The sequence below is a fragment of the Streptomyces parvus genome (assembly GCF_014648875.1).
Classification (GTDB): domain Bacteria; phylum Actinomycetota; class Actinomycetes; order Streptomycetales; family Streptomycetaceae; genus Streptomyces; species Streptomyces parvus.
This window is the reverse complement of the sequence record NZ_BMRY01000001.1, coordinates 1,031,948-1,055,056: the sequence shown is the minus strand read 5'-3', so window position 1 is coordinate 1,055,056 and position 23,109 is coordinate 1,031,948. Positions and strand designations below refer to the sequence as shown.

The 23,109-nt window shown below is 71.0% G+C and carries 23 protein-coding genes and 1 pseudogene; 18 read left to right on the top strand and 6 right to left on the bottom strand.

From position 1 onward, the window contains the following. Positions 1-68 precede the first annotated feature (68 nt). Both mqnC and IE140_RS04725 read left to right on the top strand, forming a co-directional pair. Positions 69-1,268 (top strand): cyclic dehypoxanthinyl futalosine synthase, encoded by a 1,200-nt coding sequence (gene mqnC / locus IE140_RS04730; protein ID WP_093439687.1) that lies wholly within the window; start codon positions 69-71, stop codon positions 1,266-1,268. Positions 1,269-1,275: 7 nt separating this feature from the next. Beyond that, positions 1,276-1,935 (top strand): imidazolonepropionase-like domain-containing protein, encoded by a 660-nt coding sequence (locus IE140_RS04725; protein WP_150196947.1) that lies wholly within the window; start codon positions 1,276-1,278, stop codon positions 1,933-1,935. Positions 1,936-1,985: 50 nt separating this feature from the next. Here IE140_RS04725 and IE140_RS04720 read toward each other — a convergent pair whose 3' ends face one another. The 3 genes from IE140_RS04720 to IE140_RS04710 are packed head-to-tail and all read right to left on the bottom strand — an operon-like array spanning position 1,986 to position 4,055. Continuing rightward, entirely contained in the window at positions 1,986-3,029 is a 1,044-nt protein-coding gene (locus IE140_RS04720; protein WP_189460068.1) for a DUF3152 domain-containing protein, read from the bottom strand. Further along, positions 3,026-3,535: a hypothetical protein gene (locus IE140_RS04715; protein ID WP_229826684.1), complete on the bottom strand. Its 510-nt coding sequence runs from the start codon at positions 3,533-3,535 to the stop codon at positions 3,026-3,028. Before IE140_RS04715 ends, IE140_RS04720 begins: the two co-directional genes overlap by 4 nt. Positions 3,536-3,545: 10 nt before the next feature. Next, positions 3,546-4,055 (bottom strand): SigE family RNA polymerase sigma factor, encoded by a 510-nt coding sequence (locus tag IE140_RS04710; protein ID WP_093812226.1) that lies wholly within the window; start codon positions 4,053-4,055, stop codon positions 3,546-3,548. 254 nt (positions 4,056-4,309) lie between these two features. On the opposite strand from IE140_RS04710, the gene IE140_RS04705 reads away from it, so the two are divergent. Further along, positions 4,310-5,002, top strand: coding sequence for a demethylmenaquinone methyltransferase (locus tag IE140_RS04705; protein WP_093812231.1), 693 nt, complete (start codon positions 4,310-4,312; stop codon positions 5,000-5,002). Between the two features lie 13 nt (positions 5,003-5,015). Here IE140_RS04705 and IE140_RS04700 read toward each other — a convergent pair whose 3' ends face one another. After that, positions 5,016-5,543 (bottom strand): GNAT family N-acetyltransferase, encoded by a 528-nt coding sequence (locus IE140_RS04700; protein ID WP_093440702.1) that lies wholly within the window; start codon positions 5,541-5,543, stop codon positions 5,016-5,018. Between the two features lie 97 nt (positions 5,544-5,640). Between IE140_RS04700 and IE140_RS04695 the strand changes: the two genes are divergently transcribed. After that, positions 5,641-6,924: a geranylgeranyl reductase family protein gene (locus IE140_RS04695; protein WP_032764084.1), complete on the top strand. Its 1,284-nt coding sequence runs from the start codon at positions 5,641-5,643 to the stop codon at positions 6,922-6,924. Positions 6,925-7,018: 94 nt separating this feature from the next. On the opposite strand, the pseudogene IE140_RS04690 reads toward IE140_RS04695, so the two are convergent. Then, positions 7,019-7,603: pseudogene (locus tag IE140_RS04690) on the bottom strand (CGNR zinc finger domain-containing protein); the annotation flags it as partial. A 128-nt stretch (positions 7,604-7,731) separates the two neighbouring features. Here IE140_RS04690 and IE140_RS04685 point away from each other — a divergent pair. The 3 genes from IE140_RS04685 to IE140_RS04675 all read left to right on the top strand — a co-directional run bounded on the left by IE140_RS04685 (position 7,732) and on the right by IE140_RS04675 (position 10,453). Further along, positions 7,732-8,469: a metallophosphoesterase gene (locus IE140_RS04685; protein ID WP_150195926.1), complete on the top strand. Its 738-nt coding sequence runs from the start codon at positions 7,732-7,734 to the stop codon at positions 8,467-8,469. 240 nt (positions 8,470-8,709) lie between these two features. Next, positions 8,710-8,886 carry a hypothetical protein gene (locus tag IE140_RS04680; protein ID WP_006126790.1) on the top strand — a complete coding sequence of 59 codons (177 nt, stop codon included), beginning with the start codon at positions 8,710-8,712 and terminating at the stop codon, positions 8,884-8,886. Positions 8,887-9,220: 334 nt separating this feature from the next. Then, positions 9,221-10,453, top strand: a complete 1,233-nt coding sequence (locus tag IE140_RS04675) for a Cmx/CmrA family chloramphenicol efflux MFS transporter (RefSeq protein WP_150195928.1) — start codon at positions 9,221-9,223, stop codon at positions 10,451-10,453. Between the two features lies 1 nt (position 10,454). Here the strand turns inward: IE140_RS04675 and IE140_RS04670 are convergent, their stop codons facing one another. After that, a complete protein-coding gene (locus tag IE140_RS04670; protein WP_150195930.1) occupies positions 10,455-11,300 on the bottom strand; it encodes a C40 family peptidase in 846 nt (281 codons plus the stop codon). A 787-nt stretch (positions 11,301-12,087) separates the two neighbouring features. Between IE140_RS04670 and IE140_RS04665 the strand changes: the two genes are divergently transcribed. The 11 genes from IE140_RS04665 to nuoK are packed head-to-tail and all read left to right on the top strand — an operon-like array spanning position 12,088 to position 23,099. Next, a complete protein-coding gene (locus IE140_RS04665) occupies positions 12,088-12,447 on the top strand; it encodes an NADH-quinone oxidoreductase subunit A (RefSeq protein ID WP_003967084.1) in 360 nt (119 codons plus the stop codon). Positions 12,448-12,465: 18 nt separating this feature from the next. Further along, positions 12,466-13,020 (top strand): NuoB/complex I 20 kDa subunit family protein, encoded by a 555-nt coding sequence (locus tag IE140_RS04660; protein WP_006126795.1) that lies wholly within the window; start codon positions 12,466-12,468, stop codon positions 13,018-13,020. Continuing rightward, positions 13,017-13,742: an NADH-quinone oxidoreductase subunit C gene (locus tag IE140_RS04655; RefSeq protein WP_032779474.1), complete on the top strand. Its 726-nt coding sequence runs from the start codon at positions 13,017-13,019 to the stop codon at positions 13,740-13,742. The genes IE140_RS04660 and IE140_RS04655 overlap by 4 nt, the downstream gene beginning before the upstream one ends. Continuing rightward, positions 13,742-15,064, top strand: a complete 1,323-nt coding sequence (locus IE140_RS04650) for an NADH-quinone oxidoreductase subunit D (protein ID WP_093440692.1) — start codon at positions 13,742-13,744, stop codon at positions 15,062-15,064. The genes IE140_RS04655 and IE140_RS04650 overlap by 1 nt, the downstream gene beginning before the upstream one ends. 29 nt (positions 15,065-15,093) lie before the next feature. Further along, positions 15,094-15,963, top strand: coding sequence for an NADH-quinone oxidoreductase subunit NuoE (gene nuoE / locus IE140_RS04645; RefSeq protein WP_093440689.1), 870 nt, complete (start codon positions 15,094-15,096; stop codon positions 15,961-15,963). Beyond that, the gene (nuoF, locus tag IE140_RS04640; RefSeq protein WP_023608518.1) at positions 15,960-17,342 is read left to right on the top strand and encodes an NADH-quinone oxidoreductase subunit NuoF; all 1,383 of its coding nucleotides are present in this window, start codon (positions 15,960-15,962) and stop codon (positions 17,340-17,342) included. The genes nuoE and nuoF overlap by 4 nt, the downstream gene beginning before the upstream one ends. Then, positions 17,339-19,849, top strand: a complete 2,511-nt coding sequence (locus tag IE140_RS04635) for an NADH-quinone oxidoreductase subunit G (RefSeq protein ID WP_150195932.1) — start codon at positions 17,339-17,341, stop codon at positions 19,847-19,849. The genes nuoF and IE140_RS04635 overlap by 4 nt, the downstream gene beginning before the upstream one ends. Beyond that, positions 19,846-21,249, top strand: coding sequence for an NADH-quinone oxidoreductase subunit NuoH (gene nuoH / locus IE140_RS04630; RefSeq protein WP_078566603.1), 1,404 nt, complete (start codon positions 19,846-19,848; stop codon positions 21,247-21,249). Before IE140_RS04635 ends, nuoH begins: the two co-directional genes overlap by 4 nt. Continuing rightward, a complete protein-coding gene (gene nuoI, locus IE140_RS04625; protein WP_150195933.1) occupies positions 21,242-21,937 on the top strand; it encodes an NADH-quinone oxidoreductase subunit NuoI in 696 nt (231 codons plus the stop codon). The genes nuoH and nuoI overlap by 8 nt, the downstream gene beginning before the upstream one ends. Then, positions 21,934-22,803: an NADH-quinone oxidoreductase subunit J gene (locus IE140_RS04620; RefSeq protein ID WP_088577333.1), complete on the top strand. Its 870-nt coding sequence runs from the start codon at positions 21,934-21,936 to the stop codon at positions 22,801-22,803. Before nuoI ends, IE140_RS04620 begins: the two co-directional genes overlap by 4 nt. Then, on the top strand, positions 22,800-23,099 hold the full coding sequence (gene nuoK, locus IE140_RS04615; protein ID WP_003967074.1) for an NADH-quinone oxidoreductase subunit NuoK: 300 nt from the start codon (positions 22,800-22,802) through the stop codon (positions 23,097-23,099). Before IE140_RS04620 ends, nuoK begins: the two co-directional genes overlap by 4 nt. Positions 23,100-23,109 lie beyond the last annotated feature (10 nt).

The following is a 23,109-nucleotide window of genomic DNA, read 5'->3' as shown; positions in this document are numbered from 1 at the left end:
CACAAGGGGCTGGCGTACGCTGGATCGGTCCGTGGATCCTCAGAAAACCGCCGAAAGGTGACAGCCCGGTGACCGAGAAGGCCGACCTTCAGCCCGTCCTCGACCGAGCCGCCGAAGGCGGTCGGATCACCCCGGAGGAGGCGCTCGACCTCTACCGGTCCGCGCCGCTGCACGCGCTGGGCGCCGCCGCCGACGCCGCCCGCCGCCGCCGCTACGCCGGTACGGAACACATCGCGACGTACATCATCGAGCGCAACATCAACTACACCAACGTGTGTGTGACGGCCTGCAAGTTCTGCGCCTTCTACGCCCCGCCCAAGGCCACCGACAAGGGCTGGACCCGCGACCTCGACGACATCCTGCGCCGCTGCGCGGAGACCGTGGAGCTGGGCGGCACCCAGATCATGTTCCAGGGCGGCCACCACCCGGACTTCGGCGTGGAGTACTACGAGGAGCACTTCTCCGCGATCAAGAAGGCCTACCCGCAGCTGGTCATCCACTCGCTCGGCGCCTCCGAGATCGAGCACATGGCCCGGATCTCGAAGGTCTCCGCCGAGGAGGCCATCAGCCGCATCCACGCCGCCGGGCTCGACTCCTTCGCCGGCGCGGGTGCCGAGCTGCTGCCCGCCCGGCCGCGCACCGCCATCGCCCCGCTCAAGGAGTCCGGCGAGCGCTGGCTGGAGATCATGGAGATCGCGCACGGCCTCGGGGTCGAGTCGACCTCCACCATGCTGATGGGCACCGGCGAGACCAACGCCGAGCGGATCGAGCACCTGCGGATGATCCGGGACGTCCAGGACCGTACGGGCGGCTTCCGCGCCTTCATCCCGTACACCTACCAGCCGGAGAACAACAAGCTGAAGGGCCGCACGCAGGCCACGCTCTTCGAGTACCTGCGGATGATCTCCATCGCCCGGCTCTTCCTCGACAACGTCGCCCACATCCAGGGCTCGTGGCTCACCACCGGCAAGGAGGTCGGCCAGCTGTCGCTGCACTACGGCGCCGACGACCTCGGCTCGATCATGCTGGAGGAGAACGTCGTCTCCTCGGCCGGTGCCAAGCACCGCTCCAACCGGCTGGAGATCATCGACCTGATCCGCAAGGCGGACCGGGTCCCCGCCCAGCGCGCCACGACGTACGAGCACCTCGTCGTGCACGACGACCCGGCGATGGACCCGGTCGACGAGCGCGTCGTCTCGCACATCTCGTCCACCGCGATCGAGGGCGGCACGGCGCACCCGGAGCTGAAGCTCCTCAACGCCAACTGACGTATCCGTGCTGACGATTCATGCCGCGCCCCTGGTCCTGCCGGTGGGCGCGGCGGCTGTCGTGGACGGGGCGGTCGCGGTGGACGGTGACCGGATCGCCGCCCTCGGGTCGTACGAGGAGGTCGCCGCCGCGCACCCGGCCGCCCGGGTCCGCCGCTGGCCCGGCCTCATCGCCCCCGGGCTGCGCCAGGACCGGGCCCGGGAGCTGCTCACCCGCTGCTACCACCCGGACCCCCGCGAGGCCGACGAACTGGGTGAACTCCCGCTGTGGGGCGAGGATTTCGAGCGGATCGCGGTGACGGCTGACGCGCCCCGGCGGGCGGGCAGCGTGCGGCGCGGGCTCCAGCGGATGCTGCGGCACGGCACCACGCATGTGGCGGGCCCGTTCGGTGCGGACGACCCGGCGCTGCGTACGGCCGTCGCCCGGTCGGGGCTGGTCGTCCAGGTCGCGCCGCCGCCTGTCCCGGTACGGGAAGGGGTGCCGGACCTGGATCCCTTCGCGGCGGGCGGCGATCTGGCCCGTACGGCGGGCGCCCCGCTGACCGTGGGCGGCCGGGCCGACCTCGCGGTCTTCGACGTGCCCGACGAGGCGGCGCTGTACGGGGACGGGCCCCGGCCCTGCGTGGCGACCGTGCTCGCGGGACGGCTCGTGCACCGCGCCCGCTGAGGCCCGGGGGCCCGGCCACCGCGCCCGCTGAGGCCGGGGACCGGCGGGTGTCACGGCACCTTCGGGCCGCCCAGGTAGCGTCCCTTCGCGTCGTACGGCCAGGCGTTGGCGACGCAGCCCTTCAGCCCGTCGATCTGCTGCATCATCGCGGGCGCGGGGCGCCCCTTCCCCGGGCAGGTCTCGTGGCCGCGCCCCAGCCAGTGGCCGACCTCGTGGTTCACGATCAGCGCCCGGTACTCGGAGACGGGCCCGTCGAACTGCGGTGAACCGAGCTGCCAGCGCTTCAGGTTGACCATCACCTTCTCGCCGCCCCGGCAGTTGACCTCGCCACGCGTGTTCAGGCCGTACTCCCCGCACATCCGGTCCGTGGTCGCCGGAGTCGCGATCCGGATCACCAGCCCGGCCGATCCGTCGGCGACCTGGCGGAACGAGCGCTCGCCGCCGTGGCTCCAGCCGCGCGGGTCGGCGAGGACGGCGGCGATGTCGGCGGCGGCCCGGTCGGGGTCGACGCCGATGCCGTCCTCCACCTCGACCCGGTACGCGCTGCCCCCGCCCGTGGACGCGACGCCCGCACGGGCCACGGTGAACGTGCCGGGGCCCGAGGCGGGGATGTCCTCGGGGCCGAGGGCGTCACCCTTCCGGGACGCGTCCGTGTCGGCCGAGGCGGACGGCGTCGGGGTCGGAGTCGGCGGCGGAGTGGGGTCGGGGGCGTCCTCCAGCGGCTTCGACGCGTTGTCCGGTCCGGTCTCCGGGGCCGTACGGGAGGGGCCGGGGGCCGCGTCGGCCGGGCCGCCCCCGTGGAGCCAGGGGCGGCCGACGAGGAACGCCGCACCCGCCACCACCGCCAGCACCAGCACGGCCAGCGAGAGAACCCGCCGCCGGCTCCGCTGCCGCCGCCGCACCCGCGACCGCGCCGCCGCCCGGGACCGGGGAGCGGGAGCCGGCCGGGACCGGGAGCCGGCCCGAGGGCCCGAACGGGGAGCGGGAGCCGGCCGGACCCGGGGCGGCGGCACGCGCAGCCGGAACGTGTCCTCGTCGCGGGCCGGTTCCCCGTACGCGGGCGGCAGCGTGCCGGTCGTGCGGCGGCGCGTCACGAGCGGCCCTCCGGGTGCCGCGTTTCCCCGGGGCCGGGCCCGGGCGGGACCGACAGGGAGGGCGTGGGCGGCCCGGGGGGTACGGGCGGCACGGCCGCGGACTCCGTCGGCACGGGGGTGGCGGTCGGGCTCGGCATGTCGGGGGGCTGCTCCGTACGTCGGGGGGACGGGGTGGGCGAGGCGGCGGGGGGCGGGGCGGGCCGGGAGACGGCCGGTACGGAGGGCGCGGCGGGACCCGTGTCCGGTCCCGGCAGCAGCCGGGGGCCGAGAGCGGCGAGCCCCAGGGTCAGCGCGGTGACCGCGACGAAGGCGCCCGCGACCGCGAACCCCCGGCTCCTGGACCGCCGCCGGTGGCCCTCCCGTACGGCGTCGGACACCAGATCGGGCTGGAGGGACAGGCCGCCGACGGTCCGGTGCAGGGCGTCCCGGAACAACTCCTCGTCCCGGACCGGATCCTCGTCACGCGTGCGGCGCGGCGGCAGGTGCTTGCGCGGTTCAGCGGTCATGACCGGGCCCTCAGCTTCCGGTGGAGTAGAGCTGGACGTCGCCCATCCGGGCGCGCAGGCGGACGAGCGAACGCGAGCACTGGCTCTTCACCGTGGACTCGCTGCACCGCAGCAGCGACGCCACGGTCTCCACGCTCAGGTCGTCCCAGTACCGGAGGACGACCATCGCCCTCGCCCGGGGCGGGAGTTCGGCGAGGAGAGCGAGCAGGGTGACCCGGAGGTCGGCGCCCGGCGCGGGATTGGGGTGGGGGCGGGGTGCGTTGCGGTTGTGGGCGAGCAGATCCCGTACGGAGCGGCGGCGTTCGGCGACGAAGGTGCGCACCAGCACGGTCTTGGCGTAGGCGTCGAGGTTGTCCGCCCGGCTCGCCCTGCGCCAGTGCTGGAACAGCTTGGCGAGCGTCGTCTGCGTCAGGTCCTGCGCTCCCTCGGTGTCTCCGCACAGCAGGTAGGCCGTCCGGTACAGCCGGCGCTGCCCGGTCCTGGCGTACGCCTCGAACGCGGCGCGCTCGCCGTCCGCCATGGCGGGCTGAGCCCCTGCCGGCATCCGCCCTCCCCTCTCTCTCCTCGACCCCCACCCGTTACAGAGCACCCGTGTGCCGAAAAGGTTGAAGAGGAGTGAAGATCAGTTCGAGACGGTGTGTGCGCCCGACCGTCGGTGGTTCGGCGCGTCCTGTTGCTGCCGGAGGCGGCATCCACCGCCGGGTCGCGGAGCGCGTGGCCGGCGCGGGCTACCGCCCTCACTGATCCCGGCGGTGCGGCTGCTTGAATGGAAGGGTGACCCGAGCCTCCCTGGAAAAGCAGCCGCACGAAGTCGCCTCGATGTTCGACGGTGTGGCGGCCAACTACGACCTGACCAACGACGTGATCTCGCTCGGCCAGGCCCGGCTGTGGCGCAAGGCGGTCGCGGCGGCGGTCGACGCCCGCCCCGCGCAGAAGATCCTCGACCTGGCGGCCGGTACGGCGACCTCCTCGCAGCCCTTCGTCAAGGCGGGCGCCTACGTCGTGCCCTGTGACTTCTCGCTCGGCATGCTCAAGGTCGGCAAGGAACGCCACCCGTGGATGCCGTTCACGGCGGGCGACGGGATGAAGCTGCCGTTCAAGGACGAGACGTTCGACACCGTCACGATCTCCTTCGGGCTGCGCAACATCCAGGACACCGAGGTCGCGCTGCGCGAGCTGTACCGGGTGACGAAGCCCGGCGGCCGGGTCGTGATCTGCGAGTTCTCCCAGCCGACGTGGACCCCGTTCCGCACGGTCTACACGGAGTACCTGATGCGGGCCATCCCGCCGGCCGCCCGCGCGGTGTCGTCCAACCCGGACGCGTACGTCTACCTCGCCGAGTCCATCCGCGACTGGCCCGACCAGCCCGCCCTCGCCGCACTGCTCCAGAAGGCGGGCTGGTCGAACGTCGCGTGGCGCAACCTGACCGGCGGCGTGGTGGCCCTGCACCGGGCCACCCGCGCCTGATCCACGCTCCGGCTCACAGCTCCAGCCGGAAGCAGACGGCCTCCGCGCCGCGCGGGGTCTCGTACGACTCGGCCCGCCGCATCCCGAGCCGGTCCGCGACCGCCATCGACCGGGCGTTACGGGAGTGGATCATCGCGACCACCTCGTCCACCCCGGCCGCCCGCACCCGCTCCAACCCGGCGCGGGCGGCGGCGGTGGCGTACCCGCGCCCCCATGCCGTACGCCCCAGGCGCCAGCCGATCTCGATCGCGCCGACCGGGCCGTAATGCGTGTGCGGCCAGGGCTGCGCCCCGGTGAAGCCGAGCACGGTGTCCGCTTCGTCCGTGAGCGTCCACAGGCAGTAGCCGAGCTCCGCGTCGTGGCGGCGCTGGCGGGCGGTGAGCTCCTCGTACACGGAGAAGTCGGCCCGTCGGCCCCCGAAGAACTCCATCACCTCGGGGTCGTCGAAGACCCGGTACCAGGTCAGGGCGTCTTCGTCGGTCGGAACACGGAGGCGTACGGCGGGGGCCGAAGCGTGGGGCGTGGCAGGCGCGATCGACATGAGGGAGCCCTTCGGAGGGTTGTTTCGCAGGCCCCCATAGACTGCACGGGACATGTGCCGCGCGGCACGCGAATTCGAGTCTTCGGGAGATCCGACCGTGACCGAGCCCCTCTCCGAGCACAGCGCGGATGTCATCGTCGTCGGAGCGGGCCCAGCCGGCTCGACGACCGCGTACTACCTCGCCAAGGCCGGACTCGACGTCCTGCTGCTGGAGAAGACCGCCTTCCCCCGCGAGAAGGTCTGCGGCGACGGGCTCACGCCCCGCGCCACGAAACAGCTCGTCGCCATGGGCATCGACATCTCCGAAGAGGCGGGCTGGCTGCGCAACAAGGGCCTGCGCATCATCGGCGGCGGCGTCCGCCTCCAGCTCGACTGGCCGGACCTCGCCTCCTACCCGGACTACGGGCTGGTCCGTAAGCGCGACGACTTCGACGAGCAGCTGGCCCGACAGGCGCAGAAGGCCGGCGCCCGCCTCTACGAGCGCTGCAACGTCGGCGCCCCCATCCGCGACGAGCGCACCGGCCGCATCACCGGCGTCGAGGCGAAGATCGGCGAGGAGAAGACCCCGGTCACCTTCCACGCCCCGCTCGTCGTCGCCGCCGACGGCAACTCCACCCGCCTCTCCCTGGCGATGGGCCTGCACCGCCGCGACGACCGCCCGATGGGCGTCGCCGTCCGGACGTACTTCACCTCGCCCCGCCACGACGACGACTACCTGGAGTCCTGGCTGGAGCTGTGGGACCGGCGGGGCGCCGAGGACCGGCTGCTGCCCGGCTACGGCTGGATCTTCGGCATGGGCGACGGCACCTCCAACGTCGGCCTCGGCATCCTCAACTCCTCGTCCGCCTTCAAGGAGCTGGACTGGCGCGAGGTCCTCAAGGCCTGGTGCGCCTCGATGCCGGAGGACTGGGGCTACACCCCCGAGAACATGACGATGCCCATCCGTGGCGCCGCTCTCCCCATGGCCTTCAACCGCCAGCCGCACTACACCAAGGGCCTCCTCCTCGTCGGCGACGCGGGCGGCATGGTCAACCCGTTCAACGGCGAGGGCATCGCGTACGCCATGGAGTCGGGCCAGATCGCGGCCGACGTCATCGTCCAGGCGCACGCCCGCTCCACCCCCGCCCAGCGCGAACTGGCCCTGAACAACTACCCGAAGGTGCTCAAGGAGACCTACGGCGGCTACTACACGATGGGCCGCGCCTTCGTGAAGCTGATCGGCAACCCGAAGGTCATGAAGGTCGCCACCCAGCGCGGCCTGACCCACCCGCTGCTGATGAAGTTCACGCTCAAGATGCTCGCCAACCTCACCGACCCGCAGGGCGGCGACGCGATGGACCGCATCATCAACGGCCTGTCGAAGGTGGCCCCGAAGGCCTGAGGGGGGCACTCACCACGGCGGCCGACCGGCTGTACGAGTCGGCCGGGTCCGAGGAGGCGGACCACTTGTGGTCCTGCACGCTGTCGCCGGGGCCGCCGCCACTCGTCGCCGCGCGCACCCGCTCGTAGTGCCGGGCCACCCGCGCCCGGTTGCCGCAGGACGGCTTGCACCACTCCTGGCGGCCGTGGCTCTTGACGAAGTACCGGACGCAGCGCGGTGCGTGGCAGGCGCGCAGGTGCTCGCGCTGCGGCCCGCTCAGGAAGTCGACGGCGTCGCGCGCCAGCGCCGCTACCAGCCGTACGCCCGGGTCGTCCTCGGCCGAGAACAGGCCTGCCGTGGGCGGCCCCTCGGCGGGCCAGCGCAGTTGGGGAGCCACGGGCTCCCGGGCCGCCGCCGCGTTGAGCAGCCTCAGGGCCTCCTCGACGGGCAGCAGGCGGTGGGCGTCGGCCGGGCTGGGCGGGGCCGGGCTGACCACCCGCGCGAACAGGGCCCGGACGGCCCGCCGTACATCGACGACCGCCTGCCTGAGCTCCTCGTCGACGACCAGGTCCCCGGGGACGGTGGCGGTGGCCGGCAGGCCGGACCGCTGCTGGAGCCAGCGGGTCGTTCCCCGGACCGTGTCCAGGTCGTCGAGGACCCCGCCGTCCCCGTCGTGCCGGACGGTGCTCACCAGCTCCATCACGGGCCGCTGTGCCACTGCTCGTTCCCTCCCCGCCTCTTGTGCGCCGTCTCTTGAACGCCCGTGCCTCCCACTCTAGAGTCCTAACGGAAGAAGGAAAATAGGCGTTAGACGGGGGAGTGCTGCTCATGTTGCTTGCTCAGATCAGCGATCTGCACCTGGACGGCAGTGACCGCGCCAGAATCCGGACGAGCCGCGTCATGGACCATCTGCGATCCCTGCCCTGCCCGGTCGACGCGTTGCTGGTCACCGGGGACATCGCCGACCACGCGGCGGAGGCCGAGTACGAGGAGGCCGTACGCCTGCTGGACGCGCCGTTCCCCGTCCTCGCGTGCCCCGGAAACCACGACGCCCGCCCCGCCTACCGCAAGGCGTTCCTCGGCGAGGCCCCGGCCACCGCGCCCGTCAACCGGGTCCACCACATCGCCGGAACCGCCATCCTGATGTGTGACGCGACCATCCCCGGCCGTGACGAAGGGCGCCTCGACGCGGAGACGCTCGCCTGGATCGACGCCACGCTCGGCGCGCTCCCGGACGGTGTCCCCGCACTGATCGCCTTCCACCAGCCGCCCGTCGAACTCCACCACCCGCTGGCGGACGCCACGATGCTCCAGGAGCCCGAGCGGCTCGCCGCCCTGCTCGACGCCCACCCGCGGGTCGTCGCCGTCCTCACCGGGCACGCCCACACGGCCGCCGCCTCGACCTTCGCGGGCCGCCCCCTGATCGTCGGCCCCGCCGTCACCTGGACCCTGCGCCTGCCCTGGGAGGGCGACCGGCCCGCCGACCGGGACCAGCCGCCCGGCCTGGCGTTTCACGTCCTGGGCGAGGACCGGCGGCTGACCACCCACTTCCGTGTCGTCCTCTGATCCGGACCACGGGATTTAATCCTCGGCCCCCCAGGTGATCGTGTGCGATGATTTGCGCGCCTGCCGGGCCCCGTCGGTGACCCGGGCCGGCCCACGCCCGCCCCCGCCCGTCCGTGGCGGCACGCGGTGCGTGCCAATCTCTTTGACGCACCCTCATATCGCATCCTCTTATCGAACGCAGGCCTGCGGGGCACGGAACAAGCCGCTACAGCGCTGCTCGACCCCGAAGGACAGTCAGCCATGACCACCGCTTCCCTGCCGCAGCACCAGGACCTCTTCCTGGAGCCCCGCTTCGCCGTGGACCTGACCGTGCCGGACGACGACGAGGACTTCGACGCCGCGTACGACGCGCTCCCCGCGCCCACCACCTCCGCCCGGGAACAGGAACGCCCGAACCGCCGCCCGCGCCGCCGGTAGGATCTCGCCCATGACGAGCCCCGAGTCGGACAGACTCCGGCCACCGGTGCGCCGGTGGCCGTGTCCGTGCTGAGCTCCGCCGGCTGACCCCTCCCGGGTCACCGGTCCCTCCGTCACGGTTCCACGCCCGCCGGATCACCGCGGGTACGGGCCGTTCCCCCTCGCGTACGTGCTGAAGCACCGCCGTACGCGGTATTCGTGCCACCGGCCGATCAGCGCCGGGCACTTCTTCGCGCCGCCCGCCGGACCTCCGGCGCGGCTGTCCGCGCGGCCCGTATCCCCGCACCCGGTCTGTCTGTCCACCCGACGGTTCCGTCCAAGGGGCTACTCACCCATGCCATTCGCCGTCTACGTCCTCGGGCTCGCGGTCTTCGCCCAGGGCACCTCCGAGTTCATGCTGTCCGGACTTCTCTCCGGCATCGCCGCCGACCTCGGCGTCTCCCTCTCCGCCGCAGGCCTCCTCACCTCCGCGTTCGCCGTCGGCATGGTCGTCGGCGCACCCCTCATGGCGCTGTTCAGCCGCGCCTGGCCGCGCCGCAGCGCGCTGCTCCTCTTCCTCGCGGTGTTCGTCGCCGTCCATGTGGTCGGCGCTCTCACCCCCGGTTACGGGGTGCTCCTCGCGACCCGTTTCGTCGGGGCGCTCGCCAACGCGGGGTTCTGGGCGGTCGCGCTGAGCACCGCCGTCGCGATGGTCCCCGACCGGCTGAAGGGCCGGGCCGCCGCCGTGGTGGTCGGGGGCGTGACGATCGCCTGCGTGGTGGGCGTCCCGGCCGGTGCGGTGCTGGGGGAGAGCTGGGGGTGGCGGTCGGCGTTCTGGGCGGTCGCGATCGTCTCGCTGCCCGCCTTCGTCGCGGTCCTGCGCACCGTCCCGGGTACGGACGTGGGTGCCGATCCCGTACCCGTACGGGACGAACTGCGCGTTCTGACCGGTCCCCGGCTGCGGCCGGTCCTGCTCACGATGGCGCTCGTGCAGGGGGCGACCTTCTGCGCGTTCTCCTACCTGGAGCCGCTCCTCACCCGGGAGACGGGCCTGGGCGCGGGGTGGGTGCCGGTGTCCCTGGCGCTCTTCGGGGCGGGGGCGTTCGCCGGGGTCACGGTGGCCGGCCGGTTCGCCGACGACCACCCGGTCGCCGTCGTCGCCACGGGCCTGGCCGCTCTCACGGCCGGCTGGTCGGCGCTGGCGTTGACGGCGGGCAGCCCGGTGCTCACCCTCGCCCTGATCCCGCTGCTCGGCCTGCTCGCCTTCGGTACCGGCACCGCCCTGATCACCCGGGTCCTGGGCCTCGCCCCCGGCGCCCCGACGCTGGCCGGCGCCTTCTCGACGACCGCGTTCAACCTGGGGGCGGCGGTGGGCCCGTGGGCGGGCGGCCTGGCCCTGGACGCGGGGTTCGGCTACCGGGCGCCGGTCGGGGTCAGCGCCGCGCTGATGGTCCTGGCGCTGCTCGTCGCCGCGACGACGGCGAAGAGCCGCCGCCCCCGAGCGGGGGAGCGGCGGCTCTCAGCGGTGAACCGGTGCGCCCGAGGGCGCCGCGGATCGCCGGGCGAACGCCCGGGGACCCGCTTGTGAATCAGAGAACGCGGACCGCGCCGGTCGGCCGGTCGTAGTCCAGGGAGCGCTGCACCGTGCCGGTGCTGGAGTTCTGCGCACCGACGAACTCGCCGCCACCGACGTAGATCGCCACGTGGTACGCGCTGCCCGCGCCGCCCCAGTACAGGATGTCGCCGGGCTGGAGGTTGTCCAGGGAGACCTGGGTGCCGGCGGTCGACTGGGACTGCGAGACGCGCGGCAGGTCGATGCCCGCCGTGCGGTAGGCGGCCTGGACGAGGCCCGAGCAGTCCCACGCGTTCGGGCCGGTGCCGCCGGAGACGTACGCGTCGCCGACCTGGGCCTTGGCGAACGCCACGATGGAGGCGGCGGAACCGCTCACGTTCGAGGAGGAGGACGGGGCGGAGGCGGAGCTGCCGGAGTCCGAGGAGCCGGAGGAGGCGCTGAGCGTCGTGCGCTCGGCGGTCCGGGAGGCGCGCTCGGCGCGCTCCTCGGCCTCCGCCTTCGCCTTGGCCTTCGCGGCGGCTTCGGCCTTCTTCTTGGCCTCGGCCTCGCGAACGGCCTCGGCGTAGGCCTTCTTGGCCGTCTTCGCGGCCTTCTCGGCGGCGGCGTCCTCGCTGGCACGCGTCTCCAGGTCGAGGGCGACCTGCTGCGTGGCCTGGGCGGAGGCGGCGACCGCGGTGGAGAGGCCGTCCGTGATCGTGGGCATCTCGATCGTCTGGGTCACCGGCTCGGCCTGGGCCGGACCGGCGGCACCCGCGACCGCGATGGTGCTGAGGAAGCCACCGGCAACTCCGGCCCGCAGTGCCGACTTCGAGGCGCGCTGACGGGGCTTCCGGTGGCTGGGTATGTGAGCGGTGTGGGACATGGGTACTAGCGCTATCAGGGCTGTAGGGGTCCCATCAAGAAACGTGTGTTGCGACACAGTTACGTTCGGAATCTGTGAATCCGCTTTCTGGGCGCCTTTATTGACGCCGTAACGGGCAAAACGGGCAGTCGTGATCAGGCCCGTGATCACCGTCTTTCAGCAATACGCCCGAATTGCCCGTCGCTTACCACCCGTTCACACCGATGGCCAAGCCCGGCTTTCTGGCGCGGTGGGGCGAGTGGCGCAGGTCACAGTGTGGGTGTGCGGGGGCAGGCAACCCTCGCGGGCGCGATGCGCGTGGGCCGGGTCGAGTGGCGGGCACTCCCGGGCCCCTCTTCGGGGGTGCGTGAAGCCCCTTCCGGAAGTTCGTGAATGCGCGCACATGTCCCCTTCGGTCCCGGTCGCCCCTCGTCCGGGTGAGTACCGAAGTCGGCCGCCTCCCTTATCACCTCCGGGCGGTCCACCGCCAATTTGCTTGTACTGGCTTTCTATTGATAGCGCTGCACGTCTTTGACCAGCGGTAACACCATCGAATGTCACGTCTCGTGATCACTCGGCCGCTTCGCGTACGAAGATCACCGCTCATACGACTTCATGATCCTTCGTCAGGTGGTGGAGATCACAAAGTCGTTGTCGTACCCCGTGTCGCAGATCACAGGGGACCGGGCATAGGATGCGGGGCAGTCGGGCTTGTGAACTGCCTCACATGTGCACGATCTTGATGAGGTGGCGAGCCGGTCGCCCGATGCGGTCCAAAGGTCAAGGACGACTGGAAGGAGCGAGGAGCGTGAATGCCTACGCGCCCATCCTCGTGCTCGGCGCCCTCGGGGCAGGGTTTGCGATCTTCTCCGTGGTCATGGCCACGCTTATCGGCCCCAAGCGCTACAACCGGGCAAAGCTCGAAGCGTACGAGTGCGGTATCGAACCCACCCCGACTCCGGCCGGTGGCGGCCGCTTTCCCATCAAGTACTACCTGACGGCGATGCTTTTCATCGTCTTCGACATCGAGATCGTCTTCCTCTATCCCTGGGCGGTCTCCTTCGACGCCCTGGGGATCTTCGGGCTCGTGGAGATGCTGCTCTTCGTGCTCACCGTCTTCGTCGCCTACGCGTATGTGTGGCGTCGCGGCGGCCTGGAATGGGACTGAGGGGCTGAGGGGCACACCATGGGACTCGAAGAGAAACTGCCGAGCGGCTTCGTTCTGACCACGGTCGAGCAGGCCGCGGGCTGGGTGCGGAAGGCCTCCGTCTTCCCGGCCACGTTCGGACTGGCCTGCTGCGCCATCGAGATGATGACGACCGGTGCGGGCCGCTACGACCTGGCGCGGTTCGGAATGGAGGTCTTCCGCGGATCGCCGCGCCAGGCGGACCTGATGATCGTCGCGGGCCGGGTGAGCCAGAAGATGGCGCCCGTCCTGCGGCAGGTCTACGACCAGATGCCGAATCCCAAGTGGGTCATCTCCATGGGGGTTTGCGCGTCATCTGGCGGTATGTTCAACAATTACGCCATTGTGCAGGGTGTTGATCACATTGTTCCGGTAGATATCTATTTGCCGGGTTGTCCGCCCCGTCCCGAGATGCTGCTGGACGCCATCCTCAAGCTCCACCAGAAGATCCAGGACGGCAAACTCGGGGTCAACGCGGAGGAGGCCGCCCGCGAGGCCGAGGAAGCGGCCCTCAAGGCACTGCCCCTGATCGAGATGAAGGGGCTGCTGCGGTGAGCGACCACACCCACGGCGAGGGACAGAACGGCAACGCCGTACCCGCCCCGCGCGACACCGGCGGCGAGGTCATCCGCGTCCGCAAGGGCATGTTCGGCGCTAACAACGGCGGCGACACCTCCGGCTACGGCGGCCTCATCCGCACCGTCACCCTGCCGGGAGCCGCCTCCCGGCCCTACGGCGGCTGGTTCGACGAGGTGGCCGACGAGCTCGAAGGGGCCCTGGAGGAACAGGACCTGCTCCCCGAGAACGCCATCGAGAAGACCGTCGTCGACCGCGACGAGCTGACCTTCCACATCGCCCGCGAGCACCTGCTCCAGGTCGCCCGCACCCTGCGCGACGACCCCGCCCTGCGCTTCGAACTCTGTACGGGCGTGAGCGGCGTCCACTTCCCGGGCGACAAGGGCCGCGAGCTGCACGCCGTCTACCACCTGCGCTCGCTCACCCACGGCCGGATCATCCGGCTGGAGGTGTCCGCCCCGGACAGCGACCCGCACATCCCGTCGCTCGTCGAGGTCTACCCGACGAACGACTGGCACGAGCGCGAGGCGTACGACTTCTTCGGGCTCGTCTTCGACGGGCACCCGGCCCTGACCCGGATCATGATGCCGGACGACTGGCAGGGCTTCCCGCAGCGCAAGGACTACCCGCTCGGCGGCATCGCCGTCGAGTACAAGGGCGCCCAGATCCCGGCTCCGGACCAGCGGAGGTCGTACTCCTGATGACCACTCCCCACGCGACACCCCGAGCGACTACCGAGGGGACCGTATATACGGTCACCGGCGGCGACTGGGACGAGGTCGTCGAATCCGCGGTGAAGTCCGACGACGAACGCATCATCGTCAACATGGGCCCCCAGCACCCGTCCACGCACGGCGTGCTCCGCCTCATCCTGGAGATCGACGGCGAGACCGTCACCGAGGCCCGCTGCGGCATCGGCTATCTCCACACCGGCATCGAGAAGAACCTCGAATTCCGCAACTGGACACAGGGCACCACCTTCGTCACGCGCATGGACTACCTGACGCCGTTCTTCAACGAGACGGCGTACTGCCTGGGCGTCGAGAAGCTCCTCGGCATCGAGGACCAGATCCCCGACCGGGCCACCGTCATCCGCGTGCTGCTGATGGAGCTCAACCGGCTCTCCTCGCACCTGGTCTGCATCGCCACCGGCGGCATGGAGCTCGGCGCGACCACGATCATGATCTACGGCTTCCGCGATCGTGAACTGGTTCTCGACCTCTTCGAGCTCTTCACCGGACTGCGCATGAACCACGCGTTCGTCCGCCCCGGCGGCCTCGCCCAGGACCTGCCCCCGGGCGCGGTCGACCAGCTGCGCGAGTTCATCAAGACCATGAAGAAGAACCTGCCGGAGTACGACAAGCTCGCCACCGGCAATCCGATCTTCAAGGCCCGTATGCAGGGCGTCGGCCACCTCGACCTCACCGGCTGCATGGCGCTCGGCGCCACCGGCCCGGTGCTGCGCTCCGCCGGCCTCCCGCAGGACCTGCGCAAGTCCGACCCGTACTGCGGCTACGAGACCTACGACTTCGAGGTCCCCACCGCCGACACCTGCGACTCCTACGGACGCTTCCTCATCCGGCTGGAGGAGATGCGCCAGTCGCTGCGGATCATCGAGCAGTGCATCGAGCGCCTGGAGCCCGGGCCGGTCATGGTCGCCGACAAGAAGATCGCCTGGCCCGCCCAGCTCGCGCTCGGCCCCGACGGTCTCGGCAACTCCCTCGACCACATCCGCAACATCATGGGCACCTCCATGGAAGCCCTGATCCACCACTTCAAGCTGGTGACCGAGGGATTCCGGGTCCCAGCCGGACAGACGTACACCGCCGTCGAGTCCCCCAAGGGCGAACTCGGCGTGCACGTCGTCTCCGACGGCGGCACCCGCCCCTACCGGGTCCACTTCCGCGACCCGTCCTTCACCAACCTGCAGGCCATGGCGGCGATGTGCGAAGGCGGCCAGGTCGCCGACGTCATCGTCGCCGTCGCGTCCATCGACCCCGTGATGGGAGGCGTCGACCGGTGACCACCTCACGCCAAGACGTCAGTCTGGGGATGCCGCAGCTCCCCGCCACCCCCTACCCGGCCGAGGTACGCGCCCGGCTCGACGCGGACGCCAAGGAGGTGCTCGCCCGCTACCCGGGCAGCCGCTCCGCCCTGCTGCCGCTGCTGCACCTCGTGCAGTCCGAGGAGGGATACGTCTCCCGTACGGGCATCGCCTTCTGCGCCGAGACGCTCGACCTCACCACCGCCGAGGTCACCGCCGTCTCCACCTTCTACTCCATGTACCGGCGCAGGCCGAGCGGCGACTACCAGGTCGGCGTCTGCACCAACACCCTGTGCGCGGTCATGGGCGGCGACGCCATCTTCGACACGCTCAAGGAGCACCTCGGAGTCGGCAACAACGAGACCACCGAGGACGGCAAGGTCACCCTCGAACACATCGAGTGCAACGCCGCCTGCGACTTCGCGCCCGTCGTGATGGTCAACTGGGAGTTCTTCGACAACCAGACGCCCGAGAGCGCCACGCAGCTCGTCGACGACCTGATCGCCGGCCGGACCGTCGAGCCCACCCGCGGCGCCCCCCTCTGCTCGTACAAGGACACCGCCCGCATCCTGGCCGGCTTCCCCGACGAGCGCCCCGGCGCCGTCGAGGCGACCGGCGGCGCGGGCCCCGCCTCCCTGATCGGGCTGAAGCTCGCCAAGGGCGAGGCGCTTCCCAAGGCGCGCGTGGTCTCCCCGCGCGCCGGGCAGCCCGAGGGCGAGAGGCCCGAGGACGCGCGGCCCCAGGACGGGCAGCCGCACGACCCGCAGGTCCACGATCCGTCGCCGGCCGAGCGCCTCAGCTCGCACGACGCACCGCAGCAGACCTCGGCCTCCGACCCGGAGCACCCGGCCGGGCCCGCAGCCGAGGAGGGGGAGTGATGACCTTGGCCGCCGAGATCGACCACAACGGGACGAGCCCCGAGAAGCTGCTCGCGCCCGTCCTCTCCTCCTTCTGGGACCAGCCCGAGTCCTGGACGCTGGACACCTACCGCCGCCACGAGGGCTACGAAGGGCTGCGCAAAGCGCTGGCCATGGCGCCCGATGATCTCATCGCGTACGTCAAGGACTCCGGTCTGCGCGGCCGCGGTGGCGCGGGCTTCCCCACCGGGATGAAGTGGCAGTTCATCCCGCAGGGCGATGGCAAACCGCACTATCTGGTGGTCAACGCCGACGAGTCGGAGCCGGGGACCTGCAAGGACATCCCGCTCCTCTTCGCGAACCCACACAGCCTCATCGAGGGCATTGTGATCGCCTGTTACGCGATCCGTTCGTCGCATGCGTTCATCTACCTGCGCGGTGAGGTCGTCCCCGTGCTGCGAAGGCTGCACGAGGCCGTACGAGAGGCGTACGAGGCGGGTTATCTGGGGACGAACATCCTGGGTTCAGGACTCGATCTGGAACTCACGGTGCACGCGGGCGCCGGCGCGTACATCTGTGGTGAGGAAACCGCGCTGCTCGACTCTCTCGAAGGACGGCGCGGCCAGCCCCGGCTGCGGCCCCCCTTCCCTGCGGTCGCCGGTCTGTACGCCTGTCCCACTGTGGTGAACAACGTCGAGTCCATCGCGTCGGTTCCCGCGATCCTGAACAAGGGCAAGGACTGGTTCAAGTCGATGGGCAGCGAGAAGTCCCCGGGCTTCACGCTCTACTCGCTCAGCGGCCATGTCACCAGCCCCGGCCAGTACGAGGCCCCGCTCGGCATCACGCTCCGCCAGCTCCTCGACATGAGCGGCGGCATGCGGGCCGGCCACCGCCTGAAGTTCTGGACTCCGGGTGGCTCCTCCACCCCGATGTTCACCGAGGAGCACCTCGACGTCCCCCTCGACTACGAGGGCGTCGGCGCCGCCGGATCCATGCTCGGCACCAAGGCGCTCCAGTGCTTCGACGAGACGACCTGCGTGGTGCGGGCTGTCACCCGCTGGACCGAGTTCTACGCCCACGAGTCCTGCGGCAAGTGCACGCCCTGCCGCGAAGGGACGTACTGGCTGGTCCAGTTGCTCCGCGACATCGAGGCCGGCAAGGGCGAGATGGCCGACCTCGACAAGCTCAACGACATCGCCGACAACATCAACGGCAAGTCGTTCTGCGCGCTCGGCGACGGCGCGGCCTCGCCGATCTTCTCCTCGCTCAAGTACTTCCGCGAGGAGTACGAGCAGCACATCACCGGCAAGGGCTGCCCCTTCGACCCCGCCCGGTCCACGGCCTGGGCCGACGACAAGAACACCGACGGCAAGAACGCTCACCGGGGGGTGAACGCATGACAGTCACCACGAGTGCGCCCTCCGGGGGCGGCGAGGCGGCGGTTCCGCCCGAGGACCTGGTCACGCTGACCATCGACGGCATCGAGATCAGCGTCCCCAAGGGGACCCTGGTCATCCGGGCCGCCGAACTCCTCGGCATCGAGATCCCGCGCTTCTGCGACCACCCGCTCCTCGACCCGGCCGGCGCCTGCCGCCAGTGCATCGTCGAGGTCGAGGGCCAGCGCAAGCCGATGGCCTCCTGCACCATCACCTGCACCGACGGCATGGTCGTCAAGTCGCAGATCACCTCTCCTGTCGCCGAGAAGGCGCAGAAGGGCGTGATGGAGCTGCTGCTGATCAACCACCCGCTGGACTGCCCCGTCTGCGACAAGGGCGGCGAGTGTCCGCTCCAGAACCAGGCGATGTCGCACGGCGGCGCCGACTCCCGGTTCGAGGGGAGGAAGCGGACCTTCGAGAAGCCCGTCCCGATCTCCACCCAGGTGCTGCTGGACCGCGAACGGTGCGTGCTCTGCGCGCGCTGCACCCGGTTCTCCAACCAGGTGGCGGGCGACCCGATGATCGAGCTGATCGAGCGCGGCGCGCTCCAGCAGGTCGGCACCGGCGAGGGCGACCCCTTCGAGTCGTACTTCTCCGGCAACACCATCCAGATCTGCCCGGTCGGCGCGCTGACCTCGGCGGCGTACCGGTTCCGCTCCCGCCCCTTCGACCTGGTTTCCACCCCCTCGGTGTGCGAGCAGTGCTCGGGGGGCTGCTCGACCCGGACCGACCACCGGCGCGGCAAGGTCATGCGGCGTCTCGCGGCCAACGAGCCCGAGGTCAACGAGGAGTGGATCTGCGACAAGGGGAGGTTCGGCTTCCGCTACGCCCAGCAGCGCGACCGCCTCACCACCCCCCTCGTCCGCAACGCCGACGGCGAACTGGAACCGGCGAGCTGGCCCGAGGCGCTGGAAGCCGCGGCGGCCGGACTCCTCGCCGCCCGCGGCCGCACCGGCGTCCTGACCGGCGGCCGGCTGACCTTCGAGGACTCCTACGCGTACAGCAAGTTCGCCCGGGTCGCCCTCGACACCAACGACATCGACTTCCGATCCCGCGTCCACAGCGCCGAGGAGGCCGACTTCCTGGCCGCCCGCGTCGCCGGACGCGGTCGGGACCTCGACGGCGAAGGCGTCACGTACACCGCGCTGGAGAAGGCCCCCGCGGTCCTCCTCGTCGGGTTCGAGTCCGAGGAGGAGGCGCCCGGCGTCTTCCTCAGGCTGCGCAAGGCCCACCGCAAGGGCGGCCAGAAGACGTTCGCGCTCGCCACGCACGCCACCCGGGGTCTGGAGAAGGCGGGCGGCACGCTGCTGCCCGCCGCCCCCGGCACCGAGACCGAATGGCTCGACGCGCTCGCGGGCGGCGTCGGCCTGGAGGCCGAAGGGGCCGCGGCGGCCGAGGCGTTGCGCGGTGAGCACGCGCTGATCATCGTCGGCGAACGGCTCGCGGGCGTACCCGGCGCACTGTCCGCCGCGATCCGCACCGCCACCGCAACCGGCGCACGCCTGGTGTGGATTCCGCGCCGGGCGGGCGACCGGGGCGCGATCGAGGCGGGCGCGCTCCCCTCGCTGCTGCCCGGCGGCCGTCCTGCCACCGACCCGCGCGCCCGTGACGAGGTCGCGGAGCTGTGGCGGGTGGCCGAACTGCCCTCCCGCCACGGCCGCGACACCGGCCAGATCGTCGAGGCCGCGGCCACCGGCGAACTGGGCGCGCTGCTCGTCGCCGGGGTCGGCGTCGAGGACCTGCCCGACCCGAACCGCGCCATCCAGGCGCTGAACGAGGTCGGCTTCCTGGTCTCCCTGGAGCTGCGGCCGAGCGCGGTCACCGCCCGCGCGGACGTGGTCTTCCCGGTCGCCGCCGTCGCCGAGAAGTCCGGCACCTTCCTCAACTGGGAGGGCCGGGTCCGGATGTTCCAGGCCGCGCTGAAGCCCGAGCAGATGCCCCGGACGCTCGCGCCGACCGACTCCCGGGTGCTGCACATGCTGGCCGACGCCATGGACGTGCACTTCGCGCTCCCGGACCTGACCGCCGCCCGCCGCGAGCTGGACCGGCTCGGCGGCTGGGAGGGCGGCCACGCGGACGACCCGCGCGAGGGTGCGCAGCCGCTGCCCCGGCCCGGCGACGGCGAGGCCGTCCTCGCGGGCCACCGCATGCTGCTCGACCTCGGCCGGCTCCAGGAGGGCGACACCGCCCTCGCCGGAACCCGGCACGCGGCCGTCGCCCGGCTCTCGGCGGTCACCGCCGCCGAGACCGGTGTCAAGGACGGCGACCTGCTCGCCGTCACCGGACCCGCCGGCACCGTCGAACTGCCCCTGACGGTCACCGACATGCCGGACCGGGTGGTCTGGGTGCCGCTGAACTCGGTGGGACGCGGCATCCCCGCCGATACCGGAGTGAACCCGGGCGGCCTGGTGCGGATCGGCCCCGCCGCCGCACCGGGAGCTCCCGTCGAATCATCGGAGGTACGAGCGTGACTGGCCTCGCCGCACTCACGACGGCGCCCGAGCGCGTCGTCCTCGCCGCCGAGGATCTCTCGATGTTCGGCACCGACCCCTGGTGGCTCGTCGCCGTCAAGGCGGTCTTCTGCTTCGCGTTCCTGATGCTGATCGTGCTCTTCTCGATCGTCTGGGAGCGCAAGGTCGTCGCCTGGATGCAGCTGCGCATCGGCCCCAACCGGCACGGCCCCTGGGGGCTTCTCCAGTCGCTCGCCGACGGCGTCAAGCTGATGCTGAAGGAGGACGTGGTCGTCAAGGGCTCGGACAAGGCGGTCTACATCCTCGCCCCGATCCTCGCGGCGATCCCCGCCTTCATGGCGATCGCGGTCATCCCGTTCGGGCCCGCGGGCAACGAGATCTCCATCTTCGGCACCCGTACCACGATGCAGCTGACCGACCTGCCGATCGCCGCGCTGTACATCCTCGCGGTCGGCTCGGTCGGCGTGTACGGATTCGTCCTCGGCGGCTGGTCGTCGGGGTCGACGTACCCGCTGCTCGGCGGAATCCGCAGCTGTGCCCAGATGATCAGCTACGAGATCGCGATGGGCGCCGCCTTCGCCTCGGTCTTCCTCTACTCCGGGTCGATGTCGACCTCGACGATCGTGGAGGCGCAGGCGGACCGCTGGTACATCATCCTGCTCCCGGTCTCCTTCCTCATCTACATGGTGACCATGGTCGGTGAGGCCAGCCGGGCGCCGTTCGACATGCCGGAGTCCGAGGGCGACCTGGTCGGCGGCTTCAACACCGAGTACAGCTCGATCAAGTTCGCGATGTTCATGCTCGCCGAGTACATCCACATGGTGACCGTGTCGATGATCGCGGTGACGCTGTTCCTCGGCGGCTGGCGCGCTCCGTTCCCGGTCTCCGCGTTCTGGGAGGGGGCGAACCACGGCTGGTGGCCGATGCTCTGGTTCTTCCTCAAGCTCCAGGCGCTGATCTTCTTCTTCATCTGGCTGCGCGGCACCCTGCCCCGGGTCCGCTACGACCAGCTGATGAAGCTCGGCTGGAAGGTCCTCATCCCGGTCTCCGTGGTCTGGCTGATGCTCGTCGCCACCGTCCGCGCGCTGCGCAACGAGGGCTACGACTTCTCCCGGATCGTGCTGTACGTCGGCGCGGCCGTGCTCGCGATCCTGCTGATCTCGTTCGTCGTCGACATCTTCCGCGACCGGCGGAGGCGGGCCGAGACGGAAGCGGCCGGACCCGAGCCCGCCTTCGACCCGATGGCGGGCGGCTACCCGGTGCCGCCGCTGCCCGGTCAGACCCTGCCACCGGTGCCCCGGCGCAGGCCACGGCGGGAGCGGGAGCTCGTTGTCAGTGGCGGGCCGGATACTCAGAGTGACGGAAACGCGAGTGACGGAAAGGAGGCCGGCGGTGTCTGAGAAACCAGAACTCACGGGCTCATCGGGATCCGCTGGGTCCTCGGGCGAACCGGGAGCGGCGGGGGAGAAGTTCCAGAACCCCGTGGCCGGCTTCGGCGTGACCTTCAAGGCCATGTTCAAGAAGCGGCTCACCGAGCAGTACCCGGAGACGCCGAAGACGACGGCGCCGCGCTTCCACGGCCGCCACCAGCTCAACCGCCACCCGGACGGCCTGGAGAAGTGCGTCGGCTGCGAGCTGTGCGCCTGGGCGTGTCCCGCCGACGCGATCTACGTGGAGGGCGCGGACAACACCGAGGAGGAGCGGTACTCCCCGGGCGAGCGCTACGGCCGCGTCTACCAGATCAATTACGCGCGCTGCATCCTGTGCGGACTCTGCATCGAGGCGTGCCCCACCCGGGCGCTGACGATGACGAACGAGTTCGAACTGGCCAACACCACCCGCGAGAGCCTCATCTACACCAAGGACGAGCTGCTCGCCGGGCTCCAGGAGGGCATGGTCGACAGCCCGCACGCTATCTACCCCGGCATGGACGAACAGGACTACTACCGGGGCGTGGTCACCGAGGCCGCCCCCGGCACCGTCCGGCAGACGGCCGTGTCCAAGGGCGAGAACGACAAGCCCGACGAGGACCCCATCGAGTCCGCCCGGGCCGCCGACGCCCCGCAGGACAAGGGGGTGGACGCGTGAACGCGCTGGCCGCAGCCACCACCACCTCCACCGGCGAGGCCATCCAGTTCTGGATCCTGGGCACCGTCGCCGTGATCGGCGCGCTCTCCACGGTCCTGATGAAGAAGGCCGTGCACAGCGCGCTCTCCCTCGCCGGGACCATGATCATCCTCGCGGTGTTCTACCTCGCCAACGGGGCCTATTTCCTCGGCATCGTCCAGATCATCGTCTACACCGGCGCGATCATGATGCTGTTCCTCTTCGTCGTCATGCTCGTCGGGGTCACCGCGGCGGACTCCCTCAAGGAGACCCTCAAGGGGCAGCGCTGGCTGGCCGCCGGATGCGCCCTCGGCTTCGGCATCCTGCTGATCGCGGGCATCGGCAACGCCTCCCTCTCCACGTTCAACGGGCTCGGCGCGGCCAACTCCCGGCACGGCGGCAACGTCGAGGGACTCGCCAACCTCATCTTCACCAAGTACGTCTTCGCCTTCGAGATCACCGGCGCCCTGCTGATCACGGCGACGGTCGGCGCGATGGTGCTCACGCACCGCGAACGCACCGAACGGGCCAGGACCCAGCGGGAGCTGGCCGAGCAGCGCGTGCGCGAGGGCAAGCACCTCCCGCCGCTCCCCGCCCCCGGCGTCTACGCCCGGCACAACGCGGTGGACATCCCCGGTCTGCTCCCCGACGGCACGCCGTCCGAGCTCACCGTCATGCAGACGCTGCGGAAGCGCGGTCAGATCCGGGACGTCTCGCAGGAGTCCCTCGCCGATCTCAAGGCCCTGGAGCAGCGTTCCGGGGAGCGGCTCGGACGTGAGGACGCGGACGCCGTGACACGCGGGGCAGGTCCCGCGTCCGCGGCGGAGAATTCGGAGGCCGCCCAGTGAACCCGGTCAACTACCTCTACCTCGCGGCCCTGCTGTTCGCGATCGGCGCCTCCGGGGTGCTGGTCCGGCGGAACGCGATCGTGGTGTTCATGTGTGTCGAGCTGATGCTCAACGCCTGCAATCTGGCGCTCGTCACGTTCTCCCGGATGCACGGCAACCTCGACGGGCAGATCGTCGCGTTCTTCACGATGGTCGTCGCCGCCGCGGAAGTCGTCGTCGGACTCGCGATCATCGTGTCGTTGTTCCGCTCCCGCCACTCGGCCTCGGTCGACGACGCCAGCCTGATGAAGCTGTAAGGGGTCGGAA

Excerpts from the sequence above, each read along its gene's own strand:
- IE140_RS04715 (WP_229826684.1), bottom strand. The coding sequence starts at position 3,535 with ATGACCGCTGAACCGCGCAAGCACCTGCCGCCGCGCCGCACGCGTGAC.
- IE140_RS04710 (WP_093812226.1), bottom strand. The coding sequence starts at position 4,055 with ATGGCGGACGGCGAGCGCGCCGCGTTCGAGGCGTACGCCAGGACCGGG.
- IE140_RS04700 (WP_093440702.1), bottom strand. The coding sequence starts at position 5,543 with ATGTCGATCGCGCCTGCCACGCCCCACGCTTCGGCCCCCGCCGTACGC.
- IE140_RS04685 (WP_150195926.1), top strand. The coding sequence starts at position 7,732 with ATGTTGCTTGCTCAGATCAGCGATCTGCACCTGGACGGCAGTGACCGC.
- IE140_RS04680 (WP_006126790.1), top strand. The coding sequence starts at position 8,710 with ATGACCACCGCTTCCCTGCCGCAGCACCAGGACCTCTTCCTGGAGCCC.
- IE140_RS04675 (WP_150195928.1), top strand. The coding sequence starts at position 9,221 with ATGCCATTCGCCGTCTACGTCCTCGGGCTCGCGGTCTTCGCCCAGGGC.
- IE140_RS04670 (WP_150195930.1), bottom strand. The coding sequence starts at position 11,300 with ATGTCCCACACCGCTCACATACCCAGCCACCGGAAGCCCCGTCAGCGC.
- IE140_RS04660 (WP_006126795.1), top strand. The coding sequence starts at position 12,466 with ATGGGACTCGAAGAGAAACTGCCGAGCGGCTTCGTTCTGACCACGGTC.
- IE140_RS04650 (WP_093440692.1), top strand. The coding sequence starts at position 13,742 with ATGACCACTCCCCACGCGACACCCCGAGCGACTACCGAGGGGACCGTA.
- nuoE (WP_093440689.1), top strand. The coding sequence starts at position 15,094 with ATGCCGCAGCTCCCCGCCACCCCCTACCCGGCCGAGGTACGCGCCCGG.
- IE140_RS04635 (WP_150195932.1), top strand. The coding sequence starts at position 17,339 with ATGACAGTCACCACGAGTGCGCCCTCCGGGGGCGGCGAGGCGGCGGTT.